General features: G+C 67.1%; 14 protein-coding genes. 7 read left to right on the top strand and 7 right to left on the bottom strand.

Features of this window, described 5'->3' with window-relative positions:
* Window positions 1-474: 474 nt before the first annotated feature.
* Both ABD54_RS01970 and ABD54_RS01965 read right to left on the bottom strand, forming a co-directional pair.
* Entirely contained in the window at window positions 475-660 is a 186-nt protein-coding gene (locus ABD54_RS01970) for a DUF397 domain-containing protein (protein ID WP_082166639.1), read from the bottom strand.
* Window positions 660-1,520 (bottom strand): helix-turn-helix transcriptional regulator, encoded by an 861-nt coding sequence (locus ABD54_RS01965; protein ID WP_047867705.1) that lies wholly within the window; start codon window positions 1,518-1,520, stop codon window positions 660-662. The genes ABD54_RS01970 and ABD54_RS01965 overlap by 1 nt, the downstream gene beginning before the upstream one ends.
* 226 nt (window positions 1,521-1,746) lie before the next feature.
* On the opposite strand from ABD54_RS01965, the gene ABD54_RS01960 reads away from it, so the two are divergent.
* The 7 genes from ABD54_RS01960 to ABD54_RS01930 all read left to right on the top strand — a co-directional run bounded on the left by ABD54_RS01960 (window position 1,747) and on the right by ABD54_RS01930 (window position 17,302).
* On the top strand, window positions 1,747-2,316 hold the full coding sequence (locus tag ABD54_RS01960) for an ATP-binding protein (protein ID WP_047867704.1): 570 nt from the start codon (window positions 1,747-1,749) through the stop codon (window positions 2,314-2,316).
* 111 nt (window positions 2,317-2,427) lie between these two features.
* Entirely contained in the window at window positions 2,428-2,775 is a 348-nt protein-coding gene (locus ABD54_RS26890) for a hypothetical protein (RefSeq protein WP_082166633.1), read from the top strand.
* Between the two features lie 183 nt (window positions 2,776-2,958).
* Entirely contained in the window at window positions 2,959-6,687 is a 3,729-nt protein-coding gene (pglX, locus tag ABD54_RS26885) for a BREX-2 system adenine-specific DNA-methyltransferase PglX (protein WP_235431934.1), read from the top strand.
* Between the two features lie 385 nt (window positions 6,688-7,072).
* A complete protein-coding gene (locus ABD54_RS01945) occupies window positions 7,073-10,921 on the top strand; it encodes a DUF6079 family protein (protein WP_047867701.1) in 3,849 nt (1,282 codons plus the stop codon).
* Window positions 10,918-13,815: a BREX-2 system phosphatase PglZ gene (pglZ, locus tag ABD54_RS01940; RefSeq protein WP_047867700.1), complete on the top strand. Its 2,898-nt coding sequence runs from the start codon at window positions 10,918-10,920 to the stop codon at window positions 13,813-13,815. The genes ABD54_RS01945 and pglZ overlap by 4 nt, the downstream gene beginning before the upstream one ends.
* A gap of 2 nt (window positions 13,816-13,817) precedes the next feature.
* The gene (gene brxD / locus ABD54_RS01935) at window positions 13,818-15,143 is read left to right on the top strand and encodes a BREX system ATP-binding protein BrxD (protein ID WP_047867699.1); all 1,326 of its coding nucleotides are present in this window, start codon (window positions 13,818-13,820) and stop codon (window positions 15,141-15,143) included.
* Entirely contained in the window at window positions 15,140-17,302 is a 2,163-nt protein-coding gene (locus tag ABD54_RS01930) for a DEAD/DEAH box helicase (protein ID WP_047867698.1), read from the top strand. Before brxD ends, ABD54_RS01930 begins: the two co-directional genes overlap by 4 nt.
* 10 nt (window positions 17,303-17,312) lie before the next feature.
* Here the strand turns inward: ABD54_RS01930 and ABD54_RS01925 are convergent, their stop codons facing one another.
* The 5 genes from ABD54_RS01925 to ABD54_RS01905 form a co-directional block, all read right to left on the bottom strand.
* Window positions 17,313-19,295: an ATP-binding protein gene (locus ABD54_RS01925; RefSeq protein WP_047867697.1), complete on the bottom strand. Its 1,983-nt coding sequence runs from the start codon at window positions 19,293-19,295 to the stop codon at window positions 17,313-17,315.
* Complete coding sequence (locus tag ABD54_RS27700; RefSeq protein WP_152691971.1) at window positions 19,292-19,855, bottom strand: hypothetical protein; 564 nt, start codon at window positions 19,853-19,855, stop codon at window positions 19,292-19,294. The genes ABD54_RS01925 and ABD54_RS27700 overlap by 4 nt, the downstream gene beginning before the upstream one ends.
* The gene (locus ABD54_RS01915; RefSeq protein ID WP_152691970.1) at window positions 19,852-20,901 is read right to left on the bottom strand and encodes a hypothetical protein; all 1,050 of its coding nucleotides are present in this window, start codon (window positions 20,899-20,901) and stop codon (window positions 19,852-19,854) included. The genes ABD54_RS27700 and ABD54_RS01915 overlap by 4 nt, the downstream gene beginning before the upstream one ends.
* A gap of 740 nt (window positions 20,902-21,641) precedes the next feature.
* Window positions 21,642-22,871 carry an McrC family protein gene (locus ABD54_RS01910; protein ID WP_053063503.1) on the bottom strand — a complete coding sequence of 410 codons (1,230 nt, stop codon included), beginning with the start codon at window positions 22,869-22,871 and terminating at the stop codon, window positions 21,642-21,644.
* Window positions 22,868-24,955: an McrB family protein gene (locus ABD54_RS01905; protein WP_053063502.1), complete on the bottom strand. Its 2,088-nt coding sequence runs from the start codon at window positions 24,953-24,955 to the stop codon at window positions 22,868-22,870. Before ABD54_RS01905 ends, ABD54_RS01910 begins: the two co-directional genes overlap by 4 nt.
* Window positions 24,956-25,080 lie beyond the last annotated feature (125 nt).

Here is a 25,080-nt window from a genome sequence, read left to right as displayed (position 1 = left end):
AGCGCGTGCGAGGAAAATACCACGACGGTCGCGTTGAGCCGGGCTGGTTATCCGTTCTCGGCAGCGAAGCCGACACGGACCGGAGAGGGTGCTGGAACCCGTGCCGGAAAGGTGCGGTTATGCCGGTGAAGTATGCGGATGACGTGGTATTCGATGCCGGTGCTGCGTGCTGATGTGCGGTGAGGGCGGTGGTGTTTTGTCTGGCTTCCTTCGGTGGTGTTCGGACTGCTCCTCCGAGAAAAGCGAGCGCAAGGGTCCTCGGTCACCTCTGTGCTCAGATTTCGGGTCTGAGCGAAGCTGGCGAGGGTGCTGGCGCCGCTGGCCGATCCCAGCCTGAAGGCTCGTCGAAGGACGAGAGCGAGGGCGGAGCAGGACAGGCCGGGGTAGGGCAGTCGATGGTCGAGGGGAACCGCAGTAAGAAGCAGTGTGGTGATCGACGGGATACCACCCATCGACCACCACGTGTCGCCGAGGTCAGCTCTGGGAGGTACGGGCGGAGGTGAGGAAGGCGTCCCACTCGGCGGCGGGGAAGGGGAGGTGGCCGTGGGTGGGGTGCTTGGAGTCCCGGACGGCCGCGCCACAGGGCAGGTCGGCGACCTCTACACAGTTTTGACCGTGGCCGCTGTAGCTACTCTTCCGGAACATCGGTTCGTTGATCATCATTCGCTCTCTAGGGACCTCAGGACGTCCGTAATGAACTTTGCGGACTGCGCAGTGCTCAGAGCGGAGCCCTGAGCATCGCTGAAGGTAACACTATGCTGCTCAACCTCTTCGGTCTCTTCGAGGAACAAGCCGTCCGCCGCTGTCTCGACGAACACGATAGGTAGGTCGAGAGGTTCGGGGAACTCCAAGATGCTGAAGGAAGCGGCAAGTGCAGCGTGTGAACCTGCTGAGAAAGGCAGTAGTTGCACATCCACGTTGGGAAGCTTTGCCATGTAGAGCAGGTGGTGCATCTGCTCGGCCATGATTTCAGCGTCACCAATCATCCGACGAAGCGCGGCTTCGTCCAAGACCGCGCGAAGACGTACTGGGTTGAATCTGGTCAGGATCTGCCGTCGCTCCATGCGGGCGTTGACACGACGTTCGATTGCCGCTGCTTCGGTATAGCGACCTCCCTGAAGCAGAGCCGCCGTGTAGTCCGGGGTCTGAAGTAGCCCAGGGATCATGGATGACTCGAAGGTGCGGATGGCGGATGCCTCTGCCTCGAAGTCGGGGAGCGACTGAGGCCCGAACACCTCCTTGTACTTCGACCACCACCCCCGAACCTTGGCGTCCCTGGCGAGGGCGTGAAGAGCCTCGCGCTTGTCGGGGTCGGTGACCTGATACAGATCCAGCATCTTGTCGAGATCGTCAGCCTTGATCGTCTGTGTCTCGGCGGTCTCGATCTTGCTCAGCTTGCCAGCTGCCCACTTGAGCGTCTTCACCACCTGTGTAGTGGTCAGATTCGCTTCGTTGCGAGCTCGCTTGAGCTCGGCTGACAGGCGTCGGCGGCGGAGGGTGGGGCTGTGAGGACGCTGCATGGTGACAGTGTAGCTCTTTCTTGGTGAATCTTCCTTCAGTTGCTTGACTGTAGTGAGATTCACTAATAGCTTGAAGGTGTAGTCAGTAACCAGAGCTTCACGCAGAGTCTCTAGTGGTCAGGCTACGCCGTGCCCCTTCCCGCTGACCGGGAAACGCGAAGGTCTCACACCTGCGGGCACACCGAACCCCTGTTGTCGCTCCACACCTGCAAGGAGTCTGTTCGCCATGCCCGCGACCGCAACCACACCCATGCCCGCGCTGCCCGAGGTGACCGTGCCCCTCGCTGAGCTGGTTCCGCCCCGGTGTCGCCACTACTTCACCGGCCGGTCCGACCGCGCCCACTACAAAACGCGCCGCTACGATTTCGGTGGCTCCACCCAGTACATGCCGCTGGTGCGCGCGTTCCTGGACACCTGCGCCGCCGAACGCGACCGCGACTACCGCTACCTGTTCACCCTGCTGGGCAGCGAACTCGCTAACAACGCCCTGCGTCACTCCCGCTCGGGTCAGCCCTTCGGGGTCTACACCCTGGCCTGCCAGCGCACCCGTACCGGCCTGCGCCTCGCCTGTCGCGACCAGGGTTCCCGCGACGGAGGGAAGACCGTTCTCGGGCAGCGCTCGTATCTGGCACCCAACCCCGACGGACTGGACCCGGCCTCCGAGTCCGGGCGCGGCCTGGCCATGATCGACGCCTTCGCCTCCTCCTGGGGCGACAACGGCGTCCCGAACTACCGCCAGGTCTGGTTCTTCCTGGCCTACGACCTGACCGACAGCCTCTGGAACACCACCGCGTAGCCGTCCACACCGCTGTACGCAGAAGGGCCCAGGAGAGCGTTGCCGCGCTCTTCCCGAGCCCCCGACAATCCCGAATTCCGCTCACTTCCACATGTTCAGAAAGCAGGATCAGTGACGCATCCTATCCCCGTACCCCGGCCCGCCAGCGACCCGCTGCACCGACCGCTTCCGCCGCTGCCCCGACGGCACCCGCTGGTCGGTCCCTTCTGCCCGGTATGCGAGCACCCCTCGTGCCGTCGGCGCCGCGCTGCGCGCCTGCCCCGCCTGGGCGGCCACCGCTCCGAGTTCGCCCGAGAGCACGCCTGTGTCGCCGCTCTCCAACGGCAGAACCCGCACCTGGTCATCTGGTTCGGGGAGGCCACGCTCTCCTACTGGGTCGCCTCGTCCAAGGGCCTGACCGAGGCTCGAACCCCTGGTGATCTGCTGCTTCTGCTGGACCCGGCTCCGGCTCTTGCCTGACCAGTTGGCTCTCCCAGCGGCGGCGGCCTGTCCTCATGGCAAGGACGGTCACCGCCGCTTCACCGTTCCAGACCGGAGTGGGTCATGTACCTACCGTGGGATGGGCTTTTCGTGTGCGAGCAGGTGAGTCCAGCAGACAGAATGGAGGGGTACCCCGTCCCTCATCGTTGTTCTGGAGACCCCGTGGTCGATAAGGCGTTGCTGCTGAAAGACTTGCAGAAGCAGGTCCGCTTGCTGGAAACGGACCTACGGGAACGCAGCGAGGACCCCACCGCGATCAAAGGGCTCGACCGGGAGGGTAAACCGGAGACCTTCGACGCGGCTCTGAAGCGTGAGTACCAGCGGGCCCGGAATGCTGAGCGCACCTCGACCACCGAGGGCGCGTGGCGCGAAGGCCAGGTGACTCAGGCCGCCGTGGCGTGGGTGCTGGCAACGGTGTTTGTCCGCTTCTGCGAGGACAACGGGCTTCTGGAACAGCCCTTTATCGCCGGGCCGAAGGATGAGCACGACCGGTACAACATCGCTCAGGAACTCAAGGACGCTTGGGTCCTCCAGAGGCGCAGCGAGAACCCGGATGCCCCGGAGCGGACCGACCGTGACTGGTTGGAGTACGCCTTCGAGCAGATGAGCGTGTCCTCGGTGATGGCCGGGTTGTTCGACAAGAAGCACAACCCGATGTGGAGCATCACTCCATCTCACCAGGCGGCCAAGGCCCTGATCGACTTCTGGCGGTCTGTGGGCGACGACGGGCACCTCGTCCATGACTTCACCGATCCTGAATGGAACACCCGCTTCCTCGGGGACCTCTACCAGGACCTATCTGAGGCGACCCGCAAGACCTACGCTCTGCTCCAGACACCGGAGTTCGTTGAGGAGTTCATCCTCAACCACACCCTTGAACCTGCGCTGGAAGAGTTCGGGCTTGATGGGAACCGGATCTATCAGGCAGAAAACAAAGGTTTCCGCCTGATCGACCCGACCTGCGGTTCGGGTCACTTCCTGATCGGAGCCTTCCAGCGGTTGCTTTCCAAGTGGCGAGAGGCTGAGCCAGGTGCTTCTGATTGGGATCTGATCAACCGTACGCTCCGAAGCGTGCATGGTGTTGACAAAAACCCTTACGCAGTGGCGATCGCGCGCTTCCGCCTTCTCATTGTCGCGATGAAGGAAGGCGGTATCAAAACTCTGAGTGCGAGCAATCCCGAGTGGCCGATCGTTATCGCTACAGGTGACTCACTAATTCATGGTCGTGATGTTCCGGGGGCGAGGGAACAGCTCTTCGCTGTGGGGGAGATTCATCGCTACACAGTTGAAGATTTTTATGAGTATGTAAACCACCATGATCTTCTTGGTGCTCAGAGTTACCATGTAGTTGTTGGCAACCCTCCGTATATAACGGTGAAGGACAGGCGAGAACGAGAAAACTACCGCGAGCGTTACTCTTCGTGCTCTGGCTCCTATGCCCTTTCTGTTCCCTTTGCCGAGCGGTTCTTTAATTTGGCAAAACGTGCTGGCGCAAACGAAGTGGGATCTGGTTTTACTGGTCAGATTACAGCCAACTCATTCATGAAGCGAGAATTTGGCAAGAAGATCATTGAGAATCTGTTTAGAAATGAAGTGCGTCTCACTTATGTGATTGATACATCCGGAGCTTACATTCCTGGGCATGGAACTCCAACGGTAATTTTGGTCGGTAGGAACGAGCCTAATAGCCACAAAGCGATTGTTCGGTCTGTTCGTGGAGTTCGGGGGGAGCCCGGTCAGCCTGCCGTGGCTGCGGATGGTCTGGTTTGGCGAGCGATCGCATCCCAGGTTGACGTGCCTGGCAGTGAGTCTGAATGGGTAAGTGTTGGAGATGTCTCTTGGGAGGACTTTAAGTCTCATCCTTGGAGTCTCTCTGGGGGTGGGGCAGGGGGGCTTGCTAGGAGGATCGAGAATTATTCTTTTGGTACTTTGAAGTCTCGCGTTTATCGAATGGGGTTCTTTGGCGATACGCACGCGGATGACGCATTTTCCATTCCTTCGTCAGGGTTCCTAGGGGATCTCGGCAAGAAGGAGCTTTTTGCCCATCCTGCTCCTCGTGGCGATGAGGTTCGAGATTGGTCGTCCTCGGCCTCGGAATCTTTGATATTTCCATATGACGAAAATCATAACCTCTTGCCCTTCTCCGCTTTGGGGAAGAATTTTTTGCTGAGGTTGTGGGTCTTGCGAACCGAACTTTGGGGTAGGGGGACCTTCGGTGGGGGCACCTATCTCTCTTCGGGTAAGTATTGGTGGGAATGGCACCAACTTCCTAAGGATCGAGGGGCGCATTTTTGGACTATTTCCTTCTCTTCTGTGGCTACTCATAATCACTATGTTATTTCTCGGCATGGTGGCGCGTTTAATCGTTCGGCTCCAGTGATCAAATTGCCGAAGGATGCGACGGAGGAGCAGCACCTAGAGTTGCTGGGGGTGCTGAACTCCTCGACGGCCTGCTTCTGGCTTAAACAGGTTTGTCATAACAAGGGGAGTCAGTCTGGGACTGGCGGATTCATGAATGACGAGTGGGAGGTGTTCTATGAGTTTACCGGAACCAAGCTCCAGAAATTCCCTCTCCCCAGGAGCCTTTCGCTGAGCCGCTCCAAGGAACTCGACTCCCTCGCACAGAAACTCTCTGCCCTCGAACCCTCTGCCGTAGCTGAGGCGGATACTCCCACCGCCGACCGGCTCAAGGCAGCCCACGCCGAGCACACCGCCACCCGTCAGCGGATGGTTGCCCTCCAGGAAGAGCTCGACTGGGACATCTACCACCGCTACGGGCTCATCACCGATGCCCAGCTTGCGGAACTGATCATCCCCGACACTGCCGATGTCCCCTCCGTCAATCTCGGGGAGCGAGCTTTCGAAATCGTCCTCGCTCGTAAGGTAGCGGCCGGGGAAACGACGTCCGTGTGGTTCTCACGCCACGGTTCCACCCCCATCACCGACATTCCCTCTCACTGGCCCGAGGCTTATCGGAATGTCGTGGCCAAGCGCATCGAACTCATAGAGTCCGACAAGAACATCGGCCTGATCGAGCGCCCCGACCACAAACGCCGCTGGCAGTCCGAGCCCTGGGAGAAGAAGCAGAAGGCCGCCCTCAAGTCCTGGCTGCTGGACAAGTGCGAGGACCGGCGTCTGTGGTTCACCACCGACGACCACGGTGACGAGCGCGCCCGTCCGCTCTCCGTGCGTGGGTTGGCCAACCGGGTGCGCGACCTCTTCCCCGAATCGGCCGAGGTCGCCGCGCTCTACGACCCTGACCAGGACTTCTCACAGGTCATCGCCGAGATCGTCACGACCGAGCACGTCCCGTACCTCGCCGCGCTGCGCTACAAGGAATCGGGCCTGCGCAAACGCGCGGACTGGGAGCACGTGTGGGACCTCCAGCGCCAGGAGGACGCCCTCAACGCCGACCTGGAGGAAGGCGAGGCGGAGAAGCGTCTCGACATCCCGGTTCCGCCCAAGTACACCTCGGCGGACTTCCTGAAGACCAGCTACTGGTCCAACCGGGGCAAGCTCGACGTGCCCAAGGAGAGGTTCGTCTCCTACCCCGGGGCCGAGGGCGAATCCGACCCGACCCTTCTCCTGGGCTGGGCGGGCTGGGACCACGCCCAGCAGGCCGACGCGCTGGCCACCCTGGCGCACGAGCGGCTCGAACAGGACGGCTGGGCGGAACAACCGGACAAGATGACCCCGCTGCTGGCCGGGATCGTCGAGCTGCTGCCCTGGGTCAAGCAGTGGCACACCGAGCCCGACGACTACGGAGACACCCCCGCCGACCACGTCGAGGAGGACCTCACCGCTCTGCGCAACTCCACCGGCATCACCGACTCGCAGATGCGGGGGTGGCGGCCCGCTCCCACCGCCCGGGGGCGGCGCAAGAAGGCCTGACCCGCTCCCCACGCCAGTCCTTCGGCTAAAAGTGTGCGGCCCCGCGATGACAACCCGCGGGGCCGCACACCCGTCCCACGGGTGTGTTCCACCCATCCCGCCTGGTGGCGGCTTCCCGGTCGTCTGGCTGCGAGCCAGTCGACCACGGCTGTCCGTACCCCTGGCAGTCTCCCCGGGCCGCAACGGTCAGCGACCTCCCGGCAGCGCCCTCCAACGGGGCCCTCCAACAGGGCCTTCCGGCAGTGCTTTTCGCGCTCTCGGCCGTGTCCCTCTGTCACCACGTCGGCATAGGCTGGAACCCCAGACAACTTCGGGAACCGCGTCCCACCCTCCCCGTGGCCCGCACGTGGTTCACCTCCCCCTGTAGACAGCAGAAAGGTGCACGGTGGCGACTCCTCCCCCTGGACCGGGCAGCGCTGGCAGCGAACGGGTCGGCAACGGCCGGGTCATCAGCGACCTCATCGACATCCCGGAAGCCGTCCATGAGGGCGATCTGGTCGTCAAGCTCACCGAGAGCACCTCGACCCGCCAGGCCCAGGCCATCGACACCTACGTCGTCACCGACCAGCTCGCGGAGTGCTTCGACCAGGCCCTGGAGATCGTCCGCTCCTCGGTCGCCGACGGCAAGTCTCAGGCCGCTTACCTGCACGGCTCCTTCGGCGCGGGTAAGAGCCACTTCCTGTCCGTGCTCTCCGCGGTCCTGGACCACCACCCCGACGCCCGCGGCAAGGAGGGGCTGGCCGACACCGTCGCCAAGCACGACACCTGGCTGGCCGACAAGAAGTTCATCGAGGTCAAGTGCCACCTCATCGACCCTGAGGTCTCCCTGGAGACCAACATCCTGGGCGGCTACGTCCGCCAGGTCCGCGCGGAGTACCCCGAGGCCCCCGTGCCGCCCGTCTACCGGGCCGACGGACTGCTCGCCGACGCGCGCGCCATGCGCGAGCGGGAGGGCGACGAGGCGCTCATCGCCCAGTTGCCGTCGCGCTCCGCCGACTCCGGTGCCAAGGGAACCGCCGGGGACGCCGGTGTCTGGGGCAAGTTCGCCGGTCCCGAACAGTGGACCGCCGAGACCCTCGACCGGGCCTTCGCGGTCCTGCCCGGCACCACCGACGGCGCCGAGCGGTCCCTACGCGAGGAGCTCATCAGCGCGCTGCTCAAGGGGCCCTTCCAGCGCTTCGCCGACACCGTCGGCGACTCCGGCGACGCCTATGTCTCCATCGACGAGGGCCTGTCCATCATCAGCCGCCACGCCAGGGAGCAGCTCGGCTGTGACGCCGTCGTGCTGCTCCTGGACGAGCTGATCCTGCGCTTCACCGCCTTCATCGGCGACGAGGGCCGCATCAACTCCGAGATCCAGAAGATCGCCAAGCTCGTGGAGTCCTCGCGCAGCGAGAGGCCCGCGCCCATCGTCAGCTTCGTGCCGCGCCAGCGCGACCTGCGCGACCTCGTGGGCCTGGGCGGCGGCACCGAGGGCGTCTCGCAGGCCATCAGCTACTGGGACGGGCGCTTCGGCCACATCAAGCTCGCCGACGCCAACCTCACCGAGGTGGTCCGCCACCGCCTCATCAGGCCGCGCGACGCGGAGGCCGCGGCCGAGATCGACGCGGCCTTCGAACGCGTGCTCAACACCCGCGCCGAGGTCCGCGACGCCCTGTTGGACACCGAGGGCGGTGACACCAACACCTGGGAGGACTTCCGCGCCCTCTACCCGTTCAGCCCCGCCCTGCTGCACGTCATGGTGGACCTGTCCGCCGCGCTGCAACGCCAGCGCAGCGCGCTCAGGCTCCTCCTCCTGCTGCTGGTCAGGCACCGCACCACCCTGCCCGTCGGCCAGATGGTGCCGCTCGGCGCGCTCTTCGACGTGCTCTTCGAGGGCGAGGAGCGGCCCTTCAAGGACCACCTCAGCTCCGAGTACGCCAAGATCCGCGCCTTCTACCGCAACAGGGTCCTGCCCTGGCTGCGCAAGCGGCACGAGGCCGACCAGGTCGAGATCGACGACCTCGACGTGCGCTCCCAGTTCCGCCGGGAGGACCTGCTCGTCAAGACCCTGCTGCTGAGCGCACTCACCCCCAACGTGCCCGCCCTGAAGGACCTGACCGCGGGTCGGGCCATCGCCCTCAACCAGGGCATCGTCAAGGCCCGCCGCGCCGGCCAGGACGTGCACACCGTCACCGAGTTCTTCAAGCTCATGGCGGCCCAGTTCGGCGAGGTGCGGGTGGGCGCCCAGAGCAGCGACCCCACCGTCTCCCTCAACCTGCTGCGGGTGGACACCGAGTCGCTCATGCGCAGCGCCTACCCGGCCGCCAACGACCACGCCCTGCGCCAGCTGTTCAAGCGCCTGCTGTGGAAGGAGCTCGGACTCGACGAGGGGGCCGAGCGCACCAACGTGGTCTGGCGGGGCACCCAGCGCACCGTCGAGATCGTCTTCGGCAACGTGCGCTCCACCGACGACATGGGCCGCGAGGAGTTCCAGCCCGTCACCCCCCACGCGGTGCGGACCGTCTTGGACTACCCCTTCGACGAGGGCGACCACAACCCCTCCGAGGACCGCCACCGGGTCCAGAAACTGCGCGAGGAGTTCCCCGAGCCGCCCGCCACCCTGGTGTGGCTGCCCACCTTCCTGTCCCCGGGCAGGCTGGAGGACGCCCGCCGCGTCCTGATGATGGAGTACCTCCTCCAGCCCGACGTCATCGAGGAGAAGGCGCCCGACTGGAGCAGCGACGACCGGCGCGAGGCGCGCGCCCAGCTCGACAACCAGCGCAACCAGCTCACCAACCAGATCAGCGCCCTGCTGCGCGGCGCCTACGGGCTGATCGAGACCGGTCGGGACAACAGTGACTACGGGGCGCCCGCCGAGCCCCACATCGAGCCGCTGACCCCGTCCCTGAACATCCCGCTGGAGGCCGGGAGCCAGTTCCCGGCTGCCCTGGAGCGCATCACCCGCAAGCTCCTGGACCACCTCTACCCCGAGCACCCCGACTTCTCCATCGGCACCGGCAAGACCCCCGTGCGCCGACCCGAGCTGTCCACGGTCCTGAACGCGGTCGAGGCGGCCAAGGCCGAGAAGCTGCACAACTACACCCCGCCCAAGACCGACCTGTCGGCCCTGCGGCGCATCGCCGACCCGCTGGAGATCGCCAAGGTCACCGAGGTGTTCGTGCTGCGCGACGAGTGGGTGCGCAGGCTCGACAGGTACGCGGGCCTGGACCGGGCCGACACCACGAACGTGAGCGTCGCCGACCTCAAGAGGTGGATCCGCGACCGCGAGGACGGCCGTGGCCTGCCCGAGGACGTCGTCGACCTGCTCGTGCAGGTCTACGCCATCCAGAGCGACCGGGCCTGGATCCGCGCGGGCAAGCGCTACACCGACATCGGATTCGGACGGCTCAGCGGCGACATCGTGCTGCGCCGCCAGGAGCTGCCCTCGCAGGAGGACTTCGACCGCGCCAACGAGCGCGCCGCGAAGATCTTCGGCCTCACCCGTCAGCCCGTCCTCAACGCCCGGGCCGTCCAGCGCATGGCCGAACAGCTCAAGGAGCAGGCCGGGCGTTGGCAGGCGGCCTCGGAGAGCCTGCTCAGGGAACTCAACCGGCACACCCGTGTGCTCGGCCTGAACGAACAGGCGCCACGGCTGCGCACGGCCAGGGCCTGCGACGAGCTGCTGAACCGGCTGCGCGGGCTGGCCGACGACACGGCCCTGGTCAGCGCGCTCGGACAGGCCGACCTGCCCGAAGAGGCGTCCGTGTACAAGACCAGCATGGCCGGGGCGGCCAACCTCGCCCAGGCGCTGGACGCCGTCCAGTGGGACATGCTGGACGCCCTCCAACAGATCGCCCAGGGGGGCGGGGACGACTCCGAGCAGGCCGCCCGCATCCTCGCCGACCTCCAGGAGGCCGCGCGTCACAACGAGCACGGCAAGCGCCTGGCCACCGTGCTCAGCGCCACCAACAAGGCCGTCGTCACGCTCCTGGTCAAGACCAAGCCCGGTCGCGGTTCCAACTCCCAGCACCCGGCCCGCGGCAACGGATCCGGCCCAGGCCAGGACCTCACCGGAACCGGCACTGGAAGCGGCACGGAAAAGGACGATCGGACCGAGCCGGAGCCCGTCTCCGACCACTGGGTGCGGATCGACCCCGACACCGACGTCAACGCGGCCGTCGCCGACCTGCGCACCGCACTCGGCATCGCCCCGGGCAAGAGCATCCAGATCACCATCCGGGAGGTCGGATGAGCACCATCACCCACGGCAGCGGACCCGCCCCGGCGGCCCCGGCTCTGGGCCGGGTCACCGAGGAGGCCGTGCTCAGCGCTGTGGAACGGGTGCTGAGGGCCGAACGCAAGCGGGTGTCCAAGGGCCATCCCGCCTCCGCCTCCCGCGCACTCGCCCTGTCCGCGGACCCGCACTGGGACGGGCCCGAGACGCTCACACTCCGGTACGAGGGCACCGACCTCACGGTGCGCGTGGCGGGTGCCGACAGCGTGCTGGCCGCCGTGCGCGCGCTCAGCCTGTCCGGCGGAGCGGACGAGTACCTGGTCCTGCTCACCCCGCGGGAACCCGCCGAGTTCGGCGAGGCCCTGCTGGGCCGCTTCCTGGGCGAGGACGTCCTGCGCCTCAACAGCTGGGAGCTGCTCGCCACCGACCTGCGGATCAGCGGTGTCGACCCCCGGCTGTACTCCCGGAACTGGAGCTGGCTCGCCGACACCCTGCGCGGCATCCGCGCCACCAGGCCGCTGCGCCTGGGCGCGGGCGTGCTCAAACTCGAACAGGCCCTGTCCATCGCCGTCTCCGTCCGCTTCGGCGGCGATCCGGGCGACCAGGTCGACGGGGCCGCGCTCCTGGAGTGGAGCCGCGACCCCAACGCCGTCGCCGCCTTCACCCGTCTGCACGAGGACGAGCGCGAAGCGCTGCGCGACGCCGTGGAGCGAAACCTCGGCGCCGTGCCCCGGGTGCTCTTCCGGCTGCTGGACCGGGGCCAGGTCCTGGACGCCGTCCCCATCGGGCTGGTCCTGTCCGAACTCGCCGACGCGGCCGGGAACGACCAGACCGCCCACACCGCCTGGATCCGCGCCCAGGAGCGCTACTTCGGCGCACACCAGCCCGGAGCCGAGGACACGGCCGACTTCTCCCTGGCCTGTGTCGCCGCCTTGCTGCGCCTGCTCGACGGGCACGACCAGGAACAGGCCGCCGAGACCATCCGCCGCGCCGAGGAGCTCCTCGCCGAGCTCGACGCCGTCCCCGTCGCGCGGGCCAGCCGCCTGCTCGACGCCGGCCTGCACAGCCGCCTCGCCGACCTCGGACACCAGATCACCCTGGCCCTGGGCGGTTCCGACGGCGCGGCGGAGGACTCCCCGCCCCTGCCGCAGGACCTGCGCGAGGTGGAGGCGGCACTGGAACGGCTCCGTGGCCACCGCCGCCACGACCCGGGGGAGGCCGAGGGCCGGGCCGCGCTCGACGCCGTCCGACTCCTGCGCCGCCTGGCGGGCGGGACCGCGCAGCGGCCGCTGGGGGCCGACACCCCCGCCACCGCCCACCAGTGGATCCAGACGCACGTGCACCACACCGGATGGGTGGACCGCGCCGCCTCCGGTATCTGGCACACCGGAACCCAGATCCCCGAACTCCACCAGGCACTGGAGACCCTCTACCGCAGGGTCCGAGCCTGGCGGGGCCTGGTCGACGCCGAGTTCGCCCGGGTGGTCAACCGGTGGAACGGCAACCACGCCCCCAGCGACACCCAGCCGCGCGCCGAGAACCTGCTCGCCCAGTTCGCCCGCCCCCTGGCGGGGGAACGCAAGCCCCTGGTCGTCGTCCTGGACGGGATGAGCGTCGAGGTCGCCGTGCAGCTCGCCGAGGAGGTCAACGCCCGCGGCCGCCTCGCCGAGATCGGCCGCGTCAGCGCGGGGACAGCCGGTCGGGAGGGGGCTCTGGCCACCGTTCCCTCCACCACCAACTGCTCCCGTGCCTCCCTGCTGACCGGCGGCCTCACCGTCGGCAAGCAGGACAAGGAGAGGTCCGGCTTCACCGCCCTGTGGGCCACACCCGCCTTCGGGCGCAGCCGAGCTGTCTTGTACCACCAGCGCGACCTGGAGAGCGGTGCGGGGCTGCACCTGCCGCCGAAGGTGCAGGAGGCGCTCGACGACACCGACACCGTCGTCGGCGTCGTCCTCAACACCATCGACGACGCCCTGGCCAAGGGGCGCGAGGGCAACAGCCAGATCTGGCGGCTGCACCACGTCGGCAAGCTCGGGACGCTGCTGGACGCGGCGGCCCGGGCCGGGCGTCCGGTCGTGCTGACCTCCGACCACGGGCACGTGTGGGACCGCGGTGACGGCGCCAAGACGCAGTCGGGGGAGTCCGCCCGCTACCGCACGGGGGAGGCGGGCACGGGCGAGGTCCTGGCGACCGGGGACCGCGTCCTGCTCGGTGACGGCCGCCTCGTCGTTCCCCACCAGGAGGGCATCCGCTACACCGACCGCAAGGAGGGCTACCACGGCGGTTTCAGCGCCGCCGAGATGGTCATCCCCGTGCTGGTGTTCCTGCCCGCTCCGGACCAGGCGCCCAAGGGTTGGGACCGGCTCACCCCCGCCCGGACGGAGCCTGCGTGGTGGTCCCAGGCACTGGAAGGAGCTTCCACCGGGGCCGCAGCCGCAGCCGCAGCCGCTCAGCCCGCAGGCGTCGCCGGTGCGGACCCGGATGCGCCCGGCAAGGCCAGAGGCACCGCCGGAGGCGGGCGCCCACGCAGGCAGCCCGTGCCCGACCAGACCCCCGCCCTGTTCGGAGACGACGCCCTCGCCCCGCGCACACTGGGCGCCAAGGTGGTCGGGTCGACCCAGTTCGAACTCAGCCGCAAGCGTGTGGCCAAGGCGCCCTCCGCCGAGGAGATCGCCGCCGTCATCGACGCCCTCGCCGCCGTCGACGAGACCCATCCGCGCCTGCCGGTCAGCGCCGTGGCACGGGCCGCGGGCAAGCCCGAGGCGGCCCACCGCGCCGTGCGCTTCGTGAAGATGGTCAGCAAGGTCCTCAACGTGGAGGCCTACCCCGTGCTCACCCTGCCCGACGGGGAGCGCAACGCCGAACTCAACACCGCCCTGCTCCGGCAGCAGTTCCTGAGCGGAGGGAGCTGACCGTGAACACCGTCAGCCCGGTGCGCCGGGAAGAGGTCGTCGGCGCGCTGCGCCGCGGCACCGTGCCCCACGGCGGACTCGATCTGTTCGCCGTCGGACTGCGACGCTTCGAGAGCGTCCTGGACAGGGAACTGGGCACCGTTACCGCCGGAGGCGCGGGCTTCAAGGCGGTGCGCGGCGAGTACGGCTCCGGCAAGACCTTCTTCGTCCGCTGGCTGGGCGAACGCGCCAAACGGGCCAACTTCGCCGTCACCGAGATCCAGATCTCCGAGACCGAGACCCCGCTGCACCGGCTGGAGACCGTCTACCGTCGCCTGACCGAACGCCTCACCACCGCCACCCAGCCGCCCAGTGCGCTGCGCGAGATCGTGGACAACTGGGTCTACGCCCTGGAGGAGGACGTCCTGGCCGCCGGGGAGGTGGACGAGGACGACGAGCAGGCGCTCGACGCGGCAGTCCTGGAGCTGCTGGAGCGGCGCCTGTCCGAGGTCGCTGCCACCAACCCCGGGTTCGCCGCCGCCCTGCGCGGCTACCACCGCGCCCAGGCCAAGGGCGAGGCCGCCATCGCCGAAGCCCTCATCGCCTGGTTGGGAGGGCAGCCCAACGTCGCCTCGGCCGCCAAGCGCTACGCGGGGATCAAGGGCGACCTGGACCACTTCGGTGCCCTGGCCGCGCTCAAGGGGCTGCTCGTGCTGCTGCGCGACTGCGGTCACCCCGGGCTGCTGGTGGTCCTGGACGAGCTGGAGACCCTCCAGCGCGCCCGCACCGACACCCGGGAGAAGGGCCTCAACGCGCTGCGCCAGCTCCTGGACGAGATCGCCAACAACCAATTCCCCGGGCTGTACCTGGTCATCACGGGAACCCCGGCGTTCTTCGACGGGCCCCAGGGCGTCCAGCGCTTGGCCCCCCTGGCCCAGCGGCTGGCCACCGACTTCCTACCCGACCCGAGCCACGACAACCTGCGCGCCGCCCAGGTCCGCCTCACCGGGTTCGACCTGGACAAGCTCCACGACCTGGGGGTGGCGGTTCGGGAGCTGTACGCCGAGGGCGCGGACGACCCGCAGCGCGTGCGCGGCCGGGTGGACGACAGCTACCTGCTGGGATTCGCCGAGGCGGTGGCGGGGGAACTCGGCGGCAAGGTGGGCATCGCGCCGCGGCTGTTCCTGCGCAAACTCGTGGACGTCATGGACCGGGTGGACCAGAACCCCGACTTCGATCCCAGGCGGCACTACAGTCTCACGGTCGGCGGCGGCGAACTCACCGAGGTCGAACGCGGAGCCCACGTGCAGCGGGCCGCCAGTGCCGACGAGGTGGAGCTGGAACTGTGACCGGGGCTCGTGACGGGGTGGAGGAGCCAGGCTCCAGCAGCCTGGACCTGATCCACCCCACATTGGCCCATCACGTCGTCAACACCCTGGGCTGGCCGGGCCTGCGCCCCCTGCAACGCGAGGCGCTGGCCCCGCTCATCGACGGCGACGACGCGGTCCTGCTCGCCCCCACCGCCGGAGGCAAGACCGAGGCGGCCCTGTTCCCGCTGCTCACCGCCATGGCCGGGCGGGCGGGGGACGGGTTGTCGCTGCTGTACGTGTGCCCCATCAAGGCCCTGCTCAACAACCTGCTACCGCGTGTGCAGGCCTACGCCGGGTGGATGGGGCGTACCGCTGAACTCTGGCACGGCGACGTCACCACGGCCGGGCGCCAGCGCATCCTGCGCAACCGCCCCGACATCCTGCTCACCACCCCCGAGTCCCTGGAATCGATGCTGGTGAGCACCAAGGTCGACCACCGGGGTTTCTTCGCGAACCTGCACGCGATCGTGGTGGACGAGGTGCACGCCTTCGCCGGGGACGACCGGGGTTGGCACCTGCTCGCCGTCCTGGAACGGCTGGGGCGGGTGGCCGGACGGCCCGTCCAGCGGGTGGGGTTGTCGGCGACCGTGGGCAACCCCGACGATCTGCTCACCTGGTTACAGGGGTCGATGGCGGGCAGGCGGCCGGGAAGGGTGATCGCGCCCGGGGTGCACCTGCCCCGGCCGGGTGCGGAGCCGGAGGAGCCCCCGCCCGGAGAGGTCGAACTCGACTACGTCGGTTCCCTGACCAACGCCGCCAAGGTCATCGCCGCGCTGCACCGGGGCGAGAAGCGCCTGGTGTTCTGCGACTCGCGCAAGTACGTGGAGGAACTCGGGCACGCGCTGCGCGGACTGGGCGTGACCACCTTCCTGTCCCACGCCTCCCTGGCCCTGGAAGAGCGCCGCCGCGCCGAGGCGGCCTTCACCGAGGCCCGCGACTGCGTCATCGTCGCCACCAGCACCCTGGAACTGGGTATCGACGTCGGCGACCTGGACCGGGTCATCCAGATCAACGCCCCCACCAGCGTCGCCTCCTTCCTCCAGCGCATCGGCCGGACCGGGCGTCGGCGGGGGAGCACCCGCAACTGCCTGTTCCTGGCCGTGGACCAGCCCGGGCTGCTGGACGCGGCCGGACTGCTGCACCTGTGGGGACGGCACTGGGTGGAACCGGTCGTCCCCACCCCCGAGCCCCGGCACATCGTCGCCCAGCAACTGCTGGCGCTTTGCCTGCAGGAACCCGAGGTGGCCGAGAACCTGTGGCCGGAGTGGTGGGGGGACCTGGAACCCTTCCACCGGGGCGCGCCCATCGCCGCCCACCTGGTCCGGGAGGGCTTCATCGACCTGGACGGCGGGCTGATGATGATCGGCCCCGAGGCCGAGAAGCGCTTCGGCCGCCGCCACTTCATGGAGCTGACCAGCGTCTTCACCGCACCGCCGCAGTTCACCGCCCTGCACGGTCGCACCGAGATCGGACGGGTGGACCCGGCGCTGCTGGCCGCCGACGAGGAGCGGACCGGACCGCGCCGCCTGCTGCTGGCCGGGCGCACCTGGGTGGCCACCTGGGTGGACTGGCGCAGGCAGCGGTGCCAGGTGGAGCCGGTCGAGGGCGGCGGCGGCAAGGCCAAGTGGGACTCGGGCGGTCACCTGGGCTCGGTCTTCGAGCTCACCCGGGCCGTGCGCGAGGTGCTGCTGGGCGCCGACCCCAAGGTGAGGCTCACCCAGCGGGCGACCAAGGCGCTGGCCCAGGCGAGGGAGGACCACCTCGACCTGGTGCACCCCGGCGGGTCGGTGATCGTGCGCGGAGTGGGCGGTGACCTGCGCTGGTGGACCTGGGCCGGGGCCAAGGCCAACCTGACCCTGATGGCCACCCTCGGGCCCGCGGCCGACCCCAAGCAGCAGCCGAATGACGCCTGCCTGCGCCTGAACGCCGACCTGGAGCCGCGGACCTGGGCGGCGGCCAAGAGCGCGGCGCAGGAGCGGATCACCCTGCCCGACGTGGGCGTGCGCGCCCTGGACGGGCTCAAGTTCAACGCCGCCCTGCCCAAGCACCTGGCCGAACGCACCCTGTCGGCACGGTTGGCCGACGTCGACGGCGCGAGGGTTCTGCTGAAGGAGCTCACCCGCTTCGTGCAGATGTGAACGAAATGGCTTACTCGCTGCCGAGGTCCTCGACACGTTCGCCTTCGACCGTGTGAATCCGCCTCGGTCCGGGATGCGTGATCGACCTGATACCTGGCTCGTCGTAGGAGACCCATGTGGGTTCTCGGAATGGGGTGAAGCCGTCGGGTAGGTTCGTGTCGAGGACGAAGATCTGGAAAGTCTCTTCTCTCTGCGCGGCCATGCCCTGGATGTGCCTATACATGTTCGTGCTCAGTTCCTGGCGCGGACCTAGCGATTTCTGAGGGCTGTCCAGGATCAGAAAACCGGGAAAGGGGTATCGGGGGCTGGTCAGTGCCTCTGCCTGCAGAGCCAGCCAGTACCCCACGATGAACGGAACCCGGTTTCCCCCGCTGATGCTCACGGCGTCGAACCTCTTGCCGTCGATGTAGGGAAGAAAATCCTTGGAGTAGATAAAGGCCTCTCGTACGTTGGGCGCGGCGAAATCCCTCCGCACCAGCCTGTTGTAGAAGTCCGTCAGATCGTCGAACAGGGTCCTGGACGTCGAATCGAGGTATTCCCAGTACAGACGGAGGCTCCCCATTGCATTCGCCAAATCATCGTCGGCTGTCTCGCAGTCGGTGACGAAACTCTTCGCGTGGTCGGCCGTGGAGATCAAAGCGTCGATCCGTTTGACCTCGGCCTCGGCTTCCGCTAACTGCTCCGCCACTCGGGCAAGTTCCTCCGAACCGGGGAACCCCAGTCGTGAAGTGAGGAGTTCCAGCTCGGCCTCCAACTCGCGGAGCTCCTCCGAGAGCTCGCCGCGGTATCCCCGAAGAGTCTCCTTCTCCCGTTCCCCCTGGAGCAGAAGCAGTCGTATCTCCTCACGTTGGTCGGCCAGTTGGGACTCCTGGGTGGTGGCTTCTCCTGGAATCGCGAGCGGGAGCCGATTCGGGCTGCTGTCGTGCTCTCGCGTACTTCGCCGGGGCTCTTCTTCGGGCACCTCCTGAAGGCACAGTCGGCAGGCCCCTGGTTCGGAGCGATGCTCGTCCAACGCCTGGAGGCACCGGGGGCACTGACTGAATTCGATGGGGGTCAGGAGAACGTTCGCGGTCCTGACGCGGTCCAGTCTGGCCAGCGCGGCCGCCAGCTCCTCAGAGCGGGCACGGCGTCGCTGCTGCGTCTCCTCGAGACGCTCCAGCTCTTCGTCCGCCCTGGCCATGGTGTTCCTGGTAGTGGTGAGCAGGCCACGTAGTGCCACGATCCGGTCATCATGGGCGCCGAGGGAGGAACGCATCCTCTCTGCGGTTCGGAGCAGTTGTTGCCGACGTCGCTCGGCCTCTGAGCGTTCGCTTACAAGGTCGTCTCGGGGAGGCAAGGCAGTGCGCCGCATCAGCGCCTCCACTCCCTGGAGGTGAGCCTTGGCCTGGCGCTGCTTCCCCCTGACCTCGTCGACGACCACCTCAAGGGTTGTGAGGTGTTCATCGACCAGACCGAAGAGCAGCTCGAACACGCGTTTTCGCCGAGGCGTCACCGAGGAGACGTCGTGTCGGGCGATGCTGTGGTCGATCTCGAACTGGGGCACGTGCATGTACTCCCACACGTGCTCGAAAGTCACCCTCCTGCGCCGACCGTTCACGGTGACCTCGATATCCGACGGGATCCCCAGCCACTCCAACAGGGCGGTTCCGATGCCGACCTCATCGTCGCTCGGATCGATCGGATACTCGCCGAGCGCCTCCTGGGATTCCAAGTCGATGACCCCAACGCTTCCAGGTATGTCTACCCGGCGTTCCAACCTGAGCCGATGCTCGCCGGCCACGATGTCCACGAGCACTCGCTGAACTTTCTGTTCCACCACAGGTGTTTTTTGGGCTTTCAGCCCCAGGCCGAACCGGATCAGTTCGATGATCGTGCTCTTGCCCGAACCGGGGGCCCCGATAAGGAGGTTCAGCCCTTTGTGAAAGGTCCTTCGGTCAGGCTCTCTCTTCTCGGTGCGAAGTTCGAGCGCTTCGACCCGGAATAGGATGCTCACGTGATCAGGTCTCCGAAACTGTGTTCTTCGTTCAGGGACAGTCGTTCCCGGATCAACTCGGCGATGCGGTTGCCGCTGAGTCCGTGAGCGGCTTCGGCCACGACGCGGCAGCGGTCGGAAACCGCGGACCACGCGGGTGCGTTCGCCGCTGAGCGTGCGACCTCGGTGCCGTGAATGCTCGGCCGCAAGGTCATTCGGGCTCGTCCGTCGGCGCCTCTGATCAGAAGGGCGCGCCCGAGCAGCGCGCCGACCACGGTGTAGTAGCGCTCGTCCCAGGGGCCGTATCGGTGCCTGCGCACCGGAGCCTCCACGGAACGAGCGTCAGCGTCCTCTGAATGAAGGCGTCGGTCGCGTGGATCGACATTGTCCAGGACCTGTGCGGCGAACAGGGGGTGACGCACCAGGAAGTCGAGCTTGGCCAACTGCCCCAGGCCATCGACATGTCCAGGACCGTTGGGAGCTGCGGCTACGGAACCGACGAGAAGGAGTACCCGCAGCTCGTGGTAATTGCGGTCCTCGAGGAAGTAGGTCCGGTTTCGGGTCGGGGCGGGCTGGCTCATACCTCTTCCCCTTGAGGTCGGTCCATGTCGGGGGACTCGCCGCGGGAAGCGGCGAGCAGGACGCGGTCGGCGTCGAATCGGTACGGAGTGAACCACACGCGGCACTGATCGGAGGCGTCGGCGAGAGCGCCGGTGAGGAGCGGCCGAGTCAACCGGAAGGGAAGCGGGGAAAAATTTTCGAGTGGAAGCCGGGTGGCGTTATGCCACAGCCGCATTCCGAACTCGGACTGACTCACTCCCTCGGCACGCAGGCCGACATGGAGATCGTCGACCTGGTCTTCCAGTTCGTCCGCGAACTCCTGTATTTGAGCATGGTTGCCGGGAGAGTCATCGACCTCCTCCGTGCAGGTCTTGCGCCATCTGACCATCCGGTCTTCGGCCCGCTGGATGGCGTTGGCCTCCAGTCCACCGGCCTCCATTTTCACTGTGACCTTGTGTTCGTAGGGCAGTGGAGGAGCGAGGTAGATCCCAGGTTTGTCCAGGGCCCGCTTGATCACCGTGAGAGCTTGCCCCGTGGTCACGGTGCGCTTTTCGACGGCTTCCTCACCAGGAGTGAGTGTTCGGGCGCCGAAAGAGCGGATCAGCCTGGTCAGTCCCGCGTCCTCTGTGGGTAACTGATCCTCCATGCTCTGTTCGACGTACCCGGTGAGCGCATGCCAGACCGACTCGGCGTGGATCGGCGGATGCCCGAGTCGTTTGAGTACAGGGGCGACGAACCTCAATGGTCCGCTGTGGACAATGTCCCTGCGGCCAGAGAGGTTCGTCTCCAGGGTCAGGGATGTGAGAAAGCGTGCTGAGGATTCGAGTAGATCGGAACCGGGGCTGCACTGGTGCACATGCTTTGATCTTCCTTGGGATTCCTCTTCGCTCAGCCCGGCATCCTTGTGGTACATCATCAGGTACCGAGCCAAGGTGTGGTGCAGGTCGGATCGTGCCTGCGGAGATACGGGGTTCCGAGGACTGGCGTCGGCTTCGTCGTCGAGTTGGCACAAGTCACGGAGGGAACGAGTCTCCGGGAGACTCCGGATGGCGTTGTTGGTCACCATGCGGCACCTGGGTGTCTGCGAGAGCCGACGGTGGTTCCGGTACAGGTGAGGGATGCCGCCGTCGCTCATGAGTGTCGACCAGGTCCACGCCCCCTGGTCGGCGTCGAGGTGTTTCGCGGAGACCAACTGGCACCGTTCACCCTCGACGAGGGCCCAGTCCTCATGGCGTTCGCTGACCAGTGCTCGTTGGGGCGATTTCTCGCCACGGTGCTGTTCGGCAAGGTCCAGGCTGACGAGGACGAGAAGGTCACGGGCCGCGACTCGCGACTGCCAACGGTAACGGTTGAGAGTTCTTGAGCCCGAATCTTCTTCGGAGGGTACGGCAAGGAGGGGGGTCTCGCTCAGAGGTATTCACCCTTTCCCGAGTTCTTCGCCATGTTTCTATCATCCTGCCTCACAGAAAAATCTCTGGGTTCCAGGAAATCTGCTGATCATTCGTGGATTCGAGGTGGTGAAGAACTTCCTGTTCGGGTGCGCCCACGGCTTTGAACAGGGAGGACTCCAGGCGGCAGGTATTTATCGAAAGTAAGTTCGATTAGGTGTCTGTGGGTTTTTGGCCGAATGTGGCCGTATGTAGAGCGAGCCCTTCCTGCTCAGGAGGCATGTCTCAGGTGCATGTGTGAGGGGTCCATCGAGAAAGGGTGGCTCGGGTGCGTATGCCGTCAAAGACCCGGTCGGAGAGGAGCCTCTTGCCTGTGTCTGAGGGCAGCTCCATCGCTCCCAGTGCCTTCGGAGGATTCTCACGAAGGGAGAGCTGCGGTCCTCTGACCTGGGTGGACGACCTCGGCGATGGTCTCGACCTGGGACAGCAGGGTCTCTGGATCGGTATCCAGATTCAGGACATGCTGGTGCACGGTAACGCTCGGATTGCCATGTAGGCGGTGTTGTCCGACCGTGGTCCCCAGGCCCGCCGCGTAGACCAGGTGTCCCTCAGCGAGGCCGAGCCGGGTGCAGTACGCCAGCATCTGGTACAGGTCGCCGGTGTGGCCGCTCTGGTCCCTGGCCCGCTTGTACTTGACGTCCACCACACCGGTCGGACCGGTGGCGCCCGGCGGCTCGTAGACGAGGTCGGGGCGCAGTTGGGCGGTGTGCGCGTGGTCCAGATGGAAGCGCCTGTCCTGGAGCAGGCACCTGCCGCCTCCGCCGCGCAGGGCGTCGGCGAGGGCGCGGGTCACGAAGTCCTCGAACACTTGCCACATGCGCAGGACGAGGCCGTCTGCGCGCACGGCCTGGTTCCCGGAGAACTCGTAGGAACCGGACCGGAGGACGAGTTCCGCCAGCCGGAGCGGGTTCTGAAAGCGGGTGTTCAGCCGACTGGGCCTCCAAACGGGCAACTCCCGGCCGGGCGGCAGAGGCTCCACCCCCTCCAGGCGGATGAGAACTCGTCGCAGGAGGGCGCGTGTACCGGCCCGCGTTCCCGTGGTGCGGAGGAGTTTGCGCGTGGCCGTGAGCAGGATCCGGTTCTCGGCGGTGTCCGTGGTGTGGTCGTCGTAGCGGATCTCCGCGGGCAGGGGCTGGCCGAAGCGGCGGCGGGCCTGGTCGGTGGTCCGCAGGCGACCGCGGAGGACCGGCGCCGCCTCCTCGACGGTCCGGTAGCCCTGGAGGACCCCCTGTCCGAGGGCCCGTTCGCACATGCGGGCGAATGCGTGGGCGACGACGGGAAGCAGGTCGTCGTTCTCGTGGACGTCCACCGCCTCCTGATGCCAACGCATGCCTCCCTGCGCGTAGCCGAGGAGGAAGAACAGGCGCCGGACGGGGAGCTTGGGCGTGATGACCAGGTCGATCACCTCCCCTCGGGAGGTGAGCCGCACGGACCCGACCATCTCGCGGTCGGCGCTGACGCACCAGTACCCCTCGGGCTCCGGTGTCACCGTGACCAGCCGCGAGGCGGTGAGGAGGGCGGCCTGCGCGGTGGTGAGCCGGACGCCCCGCTGCGGCCTGTGCTCGGTCAGCCGCAGGGTGACCGTCACGACCGCTCATCCAGTCGCAGGGCGCTGCGCAGGGAAGCGAGTCCGTACCTGGCCTCCACGTCCGTTCCGTCGCCGTAGTGGTGCTCTTCGAGGAGGGGGAGGATCTGGTGGCGCCACACGCGTTCCAGGCCGGTGGGGGAGGAGTGGATCGACGTTCGCATCAGGTACGACGGGCCGATGCGGAAGTCGCGGTCGTCGATCCGCTCGTTGAGTGCGTCCAGCAGGAGCGCCGGTGTCTCCGGCAGGTCGTGGTGTTCGAGCCATTTCCGCAGCACCGAGGACACGGGCGCGGAGCTCGGATGCAGCTCGGTGAACCAGAAGCGTCGGCGCATCGCGGTGTCGACGAGGGCGATCGAACGGTCCGCGGTGTTCATGGTGCCGATGATGATCAGGTTTCGCGGAAGGTCGAACCCGGCGTCTCCCTCGGACCCGTAGAGCAGCCGGACGGACCTGTTCCGGTACTCCAGCAGGAAGTAGAGCTCTCCGAAGACCTTGGCGAGGTTGCCCCGGTTGATCTCGTCGATGATCAGCACGAACGGCTCCGCCGGGTGTTTGCGCGCGGCGCTGGCGAGCGTGCGCAGGGGGCCGGGGGTGAGGGTGAAACCCGCGGACCGTTCGGCGTCACCGTGGTGGGGCCGGTACCCCTCGAAGAAGTCCTCGTAGGAGTAGGACGGGTGGAACTGCACGAGTTGGGAGTTCTCCGGTCGGTTCCCGGTCAGGTGGCGGGCCAGCTCCTGGGCCAGGTGGGTCTTTCCGGTGCCGGGAGGCCCGTAGAGGACCAACTGGGGTTTGTCGCGGAGCAGGTCGACGCACTCCGCGAGCCAGGCCCCGTCCATGAAGACGCTCCGCGCGAACTCCTCGGTGGGCTCGGGCAGGGCGAACTCCCGCTGCTTCTGGGGACGCTGTCGGGAGCCACCGACCAGGGCCTCCAGCTCCTCGCGGAAACCGGTGAGTTCGAGCAGGTCGCTGTTGGGCGTGCCGATCCGGGAGGCGAGTTCGGCCGACAGGTCCTCGAACAGGTCGAGCGGTGCGGAGCGGGTGTGCCACACGACCTTGCGGACCAGCCTGTGCGGGGCTGAGGGAGTGTCGGTGCCCAGCTCCTCGCCGTCCACCACACCGACGTGGACCTGTCGGCCGACGTTGGTGAGGACCAGGTCCCCGGGCCGCATCTTGGAGACGAAGCTGTGCAGCGCGAAGACGAGGCGTTCGCGCTCCTCGGCCGACCAGTGCTGGTGGAGGTGTTCGACGGTGTCACGGACCACGGCCTCGCCCACGCCCGCGCGCAGCGCGTCGGCTCCGTTCGCGGTCAGGCAGCACACGCCCCGTTCCACCCAGGACGTGTGGGCGGAGCCGTCCCCGTCCGGGTCCGTGCCGCGGACGAGCCAGGCGCGGGCGGGCGGCGGAGCCTCGTCGGCGGCCGTGTCGTCGGCGGAGACCTGTTCGGTGAGCTCGGACCAGGACAGGCGGTGGCTGCCCAGGGTCCAGCCGTTGGGGCCGAGGATGCCGTCAGCGTCCAGCAGTGCGTTCGCCGCAGACTGTTCCCCGTCCGTGAGGTGGGCGCACTCCGGTGTCCGGCCCTCCTCGTCCAGGACGCGGTGCCAGCCCTCGGTGCGTGCCGCCGACAGGTACTGCATCAGCGCCACGGGGTCCAGGCCGCTCACCTCGGCGAGGTCCTGCAGGCCGACCCAGCGTCCCTCCGGGAGCGACTGGAGGACGTTGCCGGCCAGGTCGTAGCTGTCCTTGGCCCTTTTCCACTCGTGGTAGCGGAGCTTGATGAGGGGTTTGAGGTCGGCGTCCTCATCGAGTTCGGCCAGGGTGTGGCGTCCGGCCCCCGTCAGTTCCCAGGTTCCGTCGCCGTCCTTGCGCATCCATCCGGCCTTGACCGCCTCCGTGGCCATCCAGCCCATGTGGGTGAACGGGGTCGTCTTGCCCGAAACGGCGTTCCTCCAGGCCTCCTCCAACCCGGGGTTCGCGCCCAGGACGAGGTTCCAGAGGGTGTTCTTGTGCAGGCCTTCGGGATGCTTGTCCAGTACCTCGAAGAGCGTGCGGGTGATCCTGGCGCTGAGTTCGCTGCGCGATGCCACGAAGGCTGCCTTCCGGGATGCGTGGGTCGGGGGAGAAGTGATGAGCGTACTGGCCGGACCGCCCCGCTGTATGTCCTTTTGTGGGCTTTCGTGTCTGGAGTGGCCGGAAGCGGCCAGAGACGGAA

Origin of the sequence: Nocardiopsis sp. RV163 (genome assembly GCF_001029525.1) — a bacterium.
GTDB lineage: Bacteria > Actinomycetota > Actinomycetes > Streptosporangiales > Streptosporangiaceae > Nocardiopsis > Nocardiopsis dassonvillei.
This window is presented reverse-complemented; position numbering and strand designations above follow the sequence as displayed.

What these genes read in the sequence shown, in the direction of transcription:
- ABD54_RS01970 (WP_082166639.1), bottom strand. Translation starts at nt 660, where the DNA reads ATGATCAACGAACCGATGTTCCGGAAGAGTAGCTACAGCGGCCACGGT.
- ABD54_RS01965 (WP_047867705.1), bottom strand. Translation starts at nt 1,520, where the DNA reads ATGCAGCGTCCTCACAGCCCCACCCTCCGCCGCCGACGCCTGTCAGCC.
- ABD54_RS01960 (WP_047867704.1), top strand. Translation starts at nt 1,747, where the DNA reads ATGCCCGCGACCGCAACCACACCCATGCCCGCGCTGCCCGAGGTGACC.
- pglZ (WP_047867700.1), top strand. Translation starts at nt 10,918, where the DNA reads ATGAGCACCATCACCCACGGCAGCGGACCCGCCCCGGCGGCCCCGGCT.
- ABD54_RS27700 (WP_152691971.1), bottom strand. Translation starts at nt 19,855, where the DNA reads ATGAGCCAGCCCGCCCCGACCCGAAACCGGACCTACTTCCTCGAGGAC.
- ABD54_RS01915 (WP_152691970.1), bottom strand. Translation starts at nt 20,901, where the DNA reads ATGGTGACCAACAACGCCATCCGGAGTCTCCCGGAGACTCGTTCCCTC.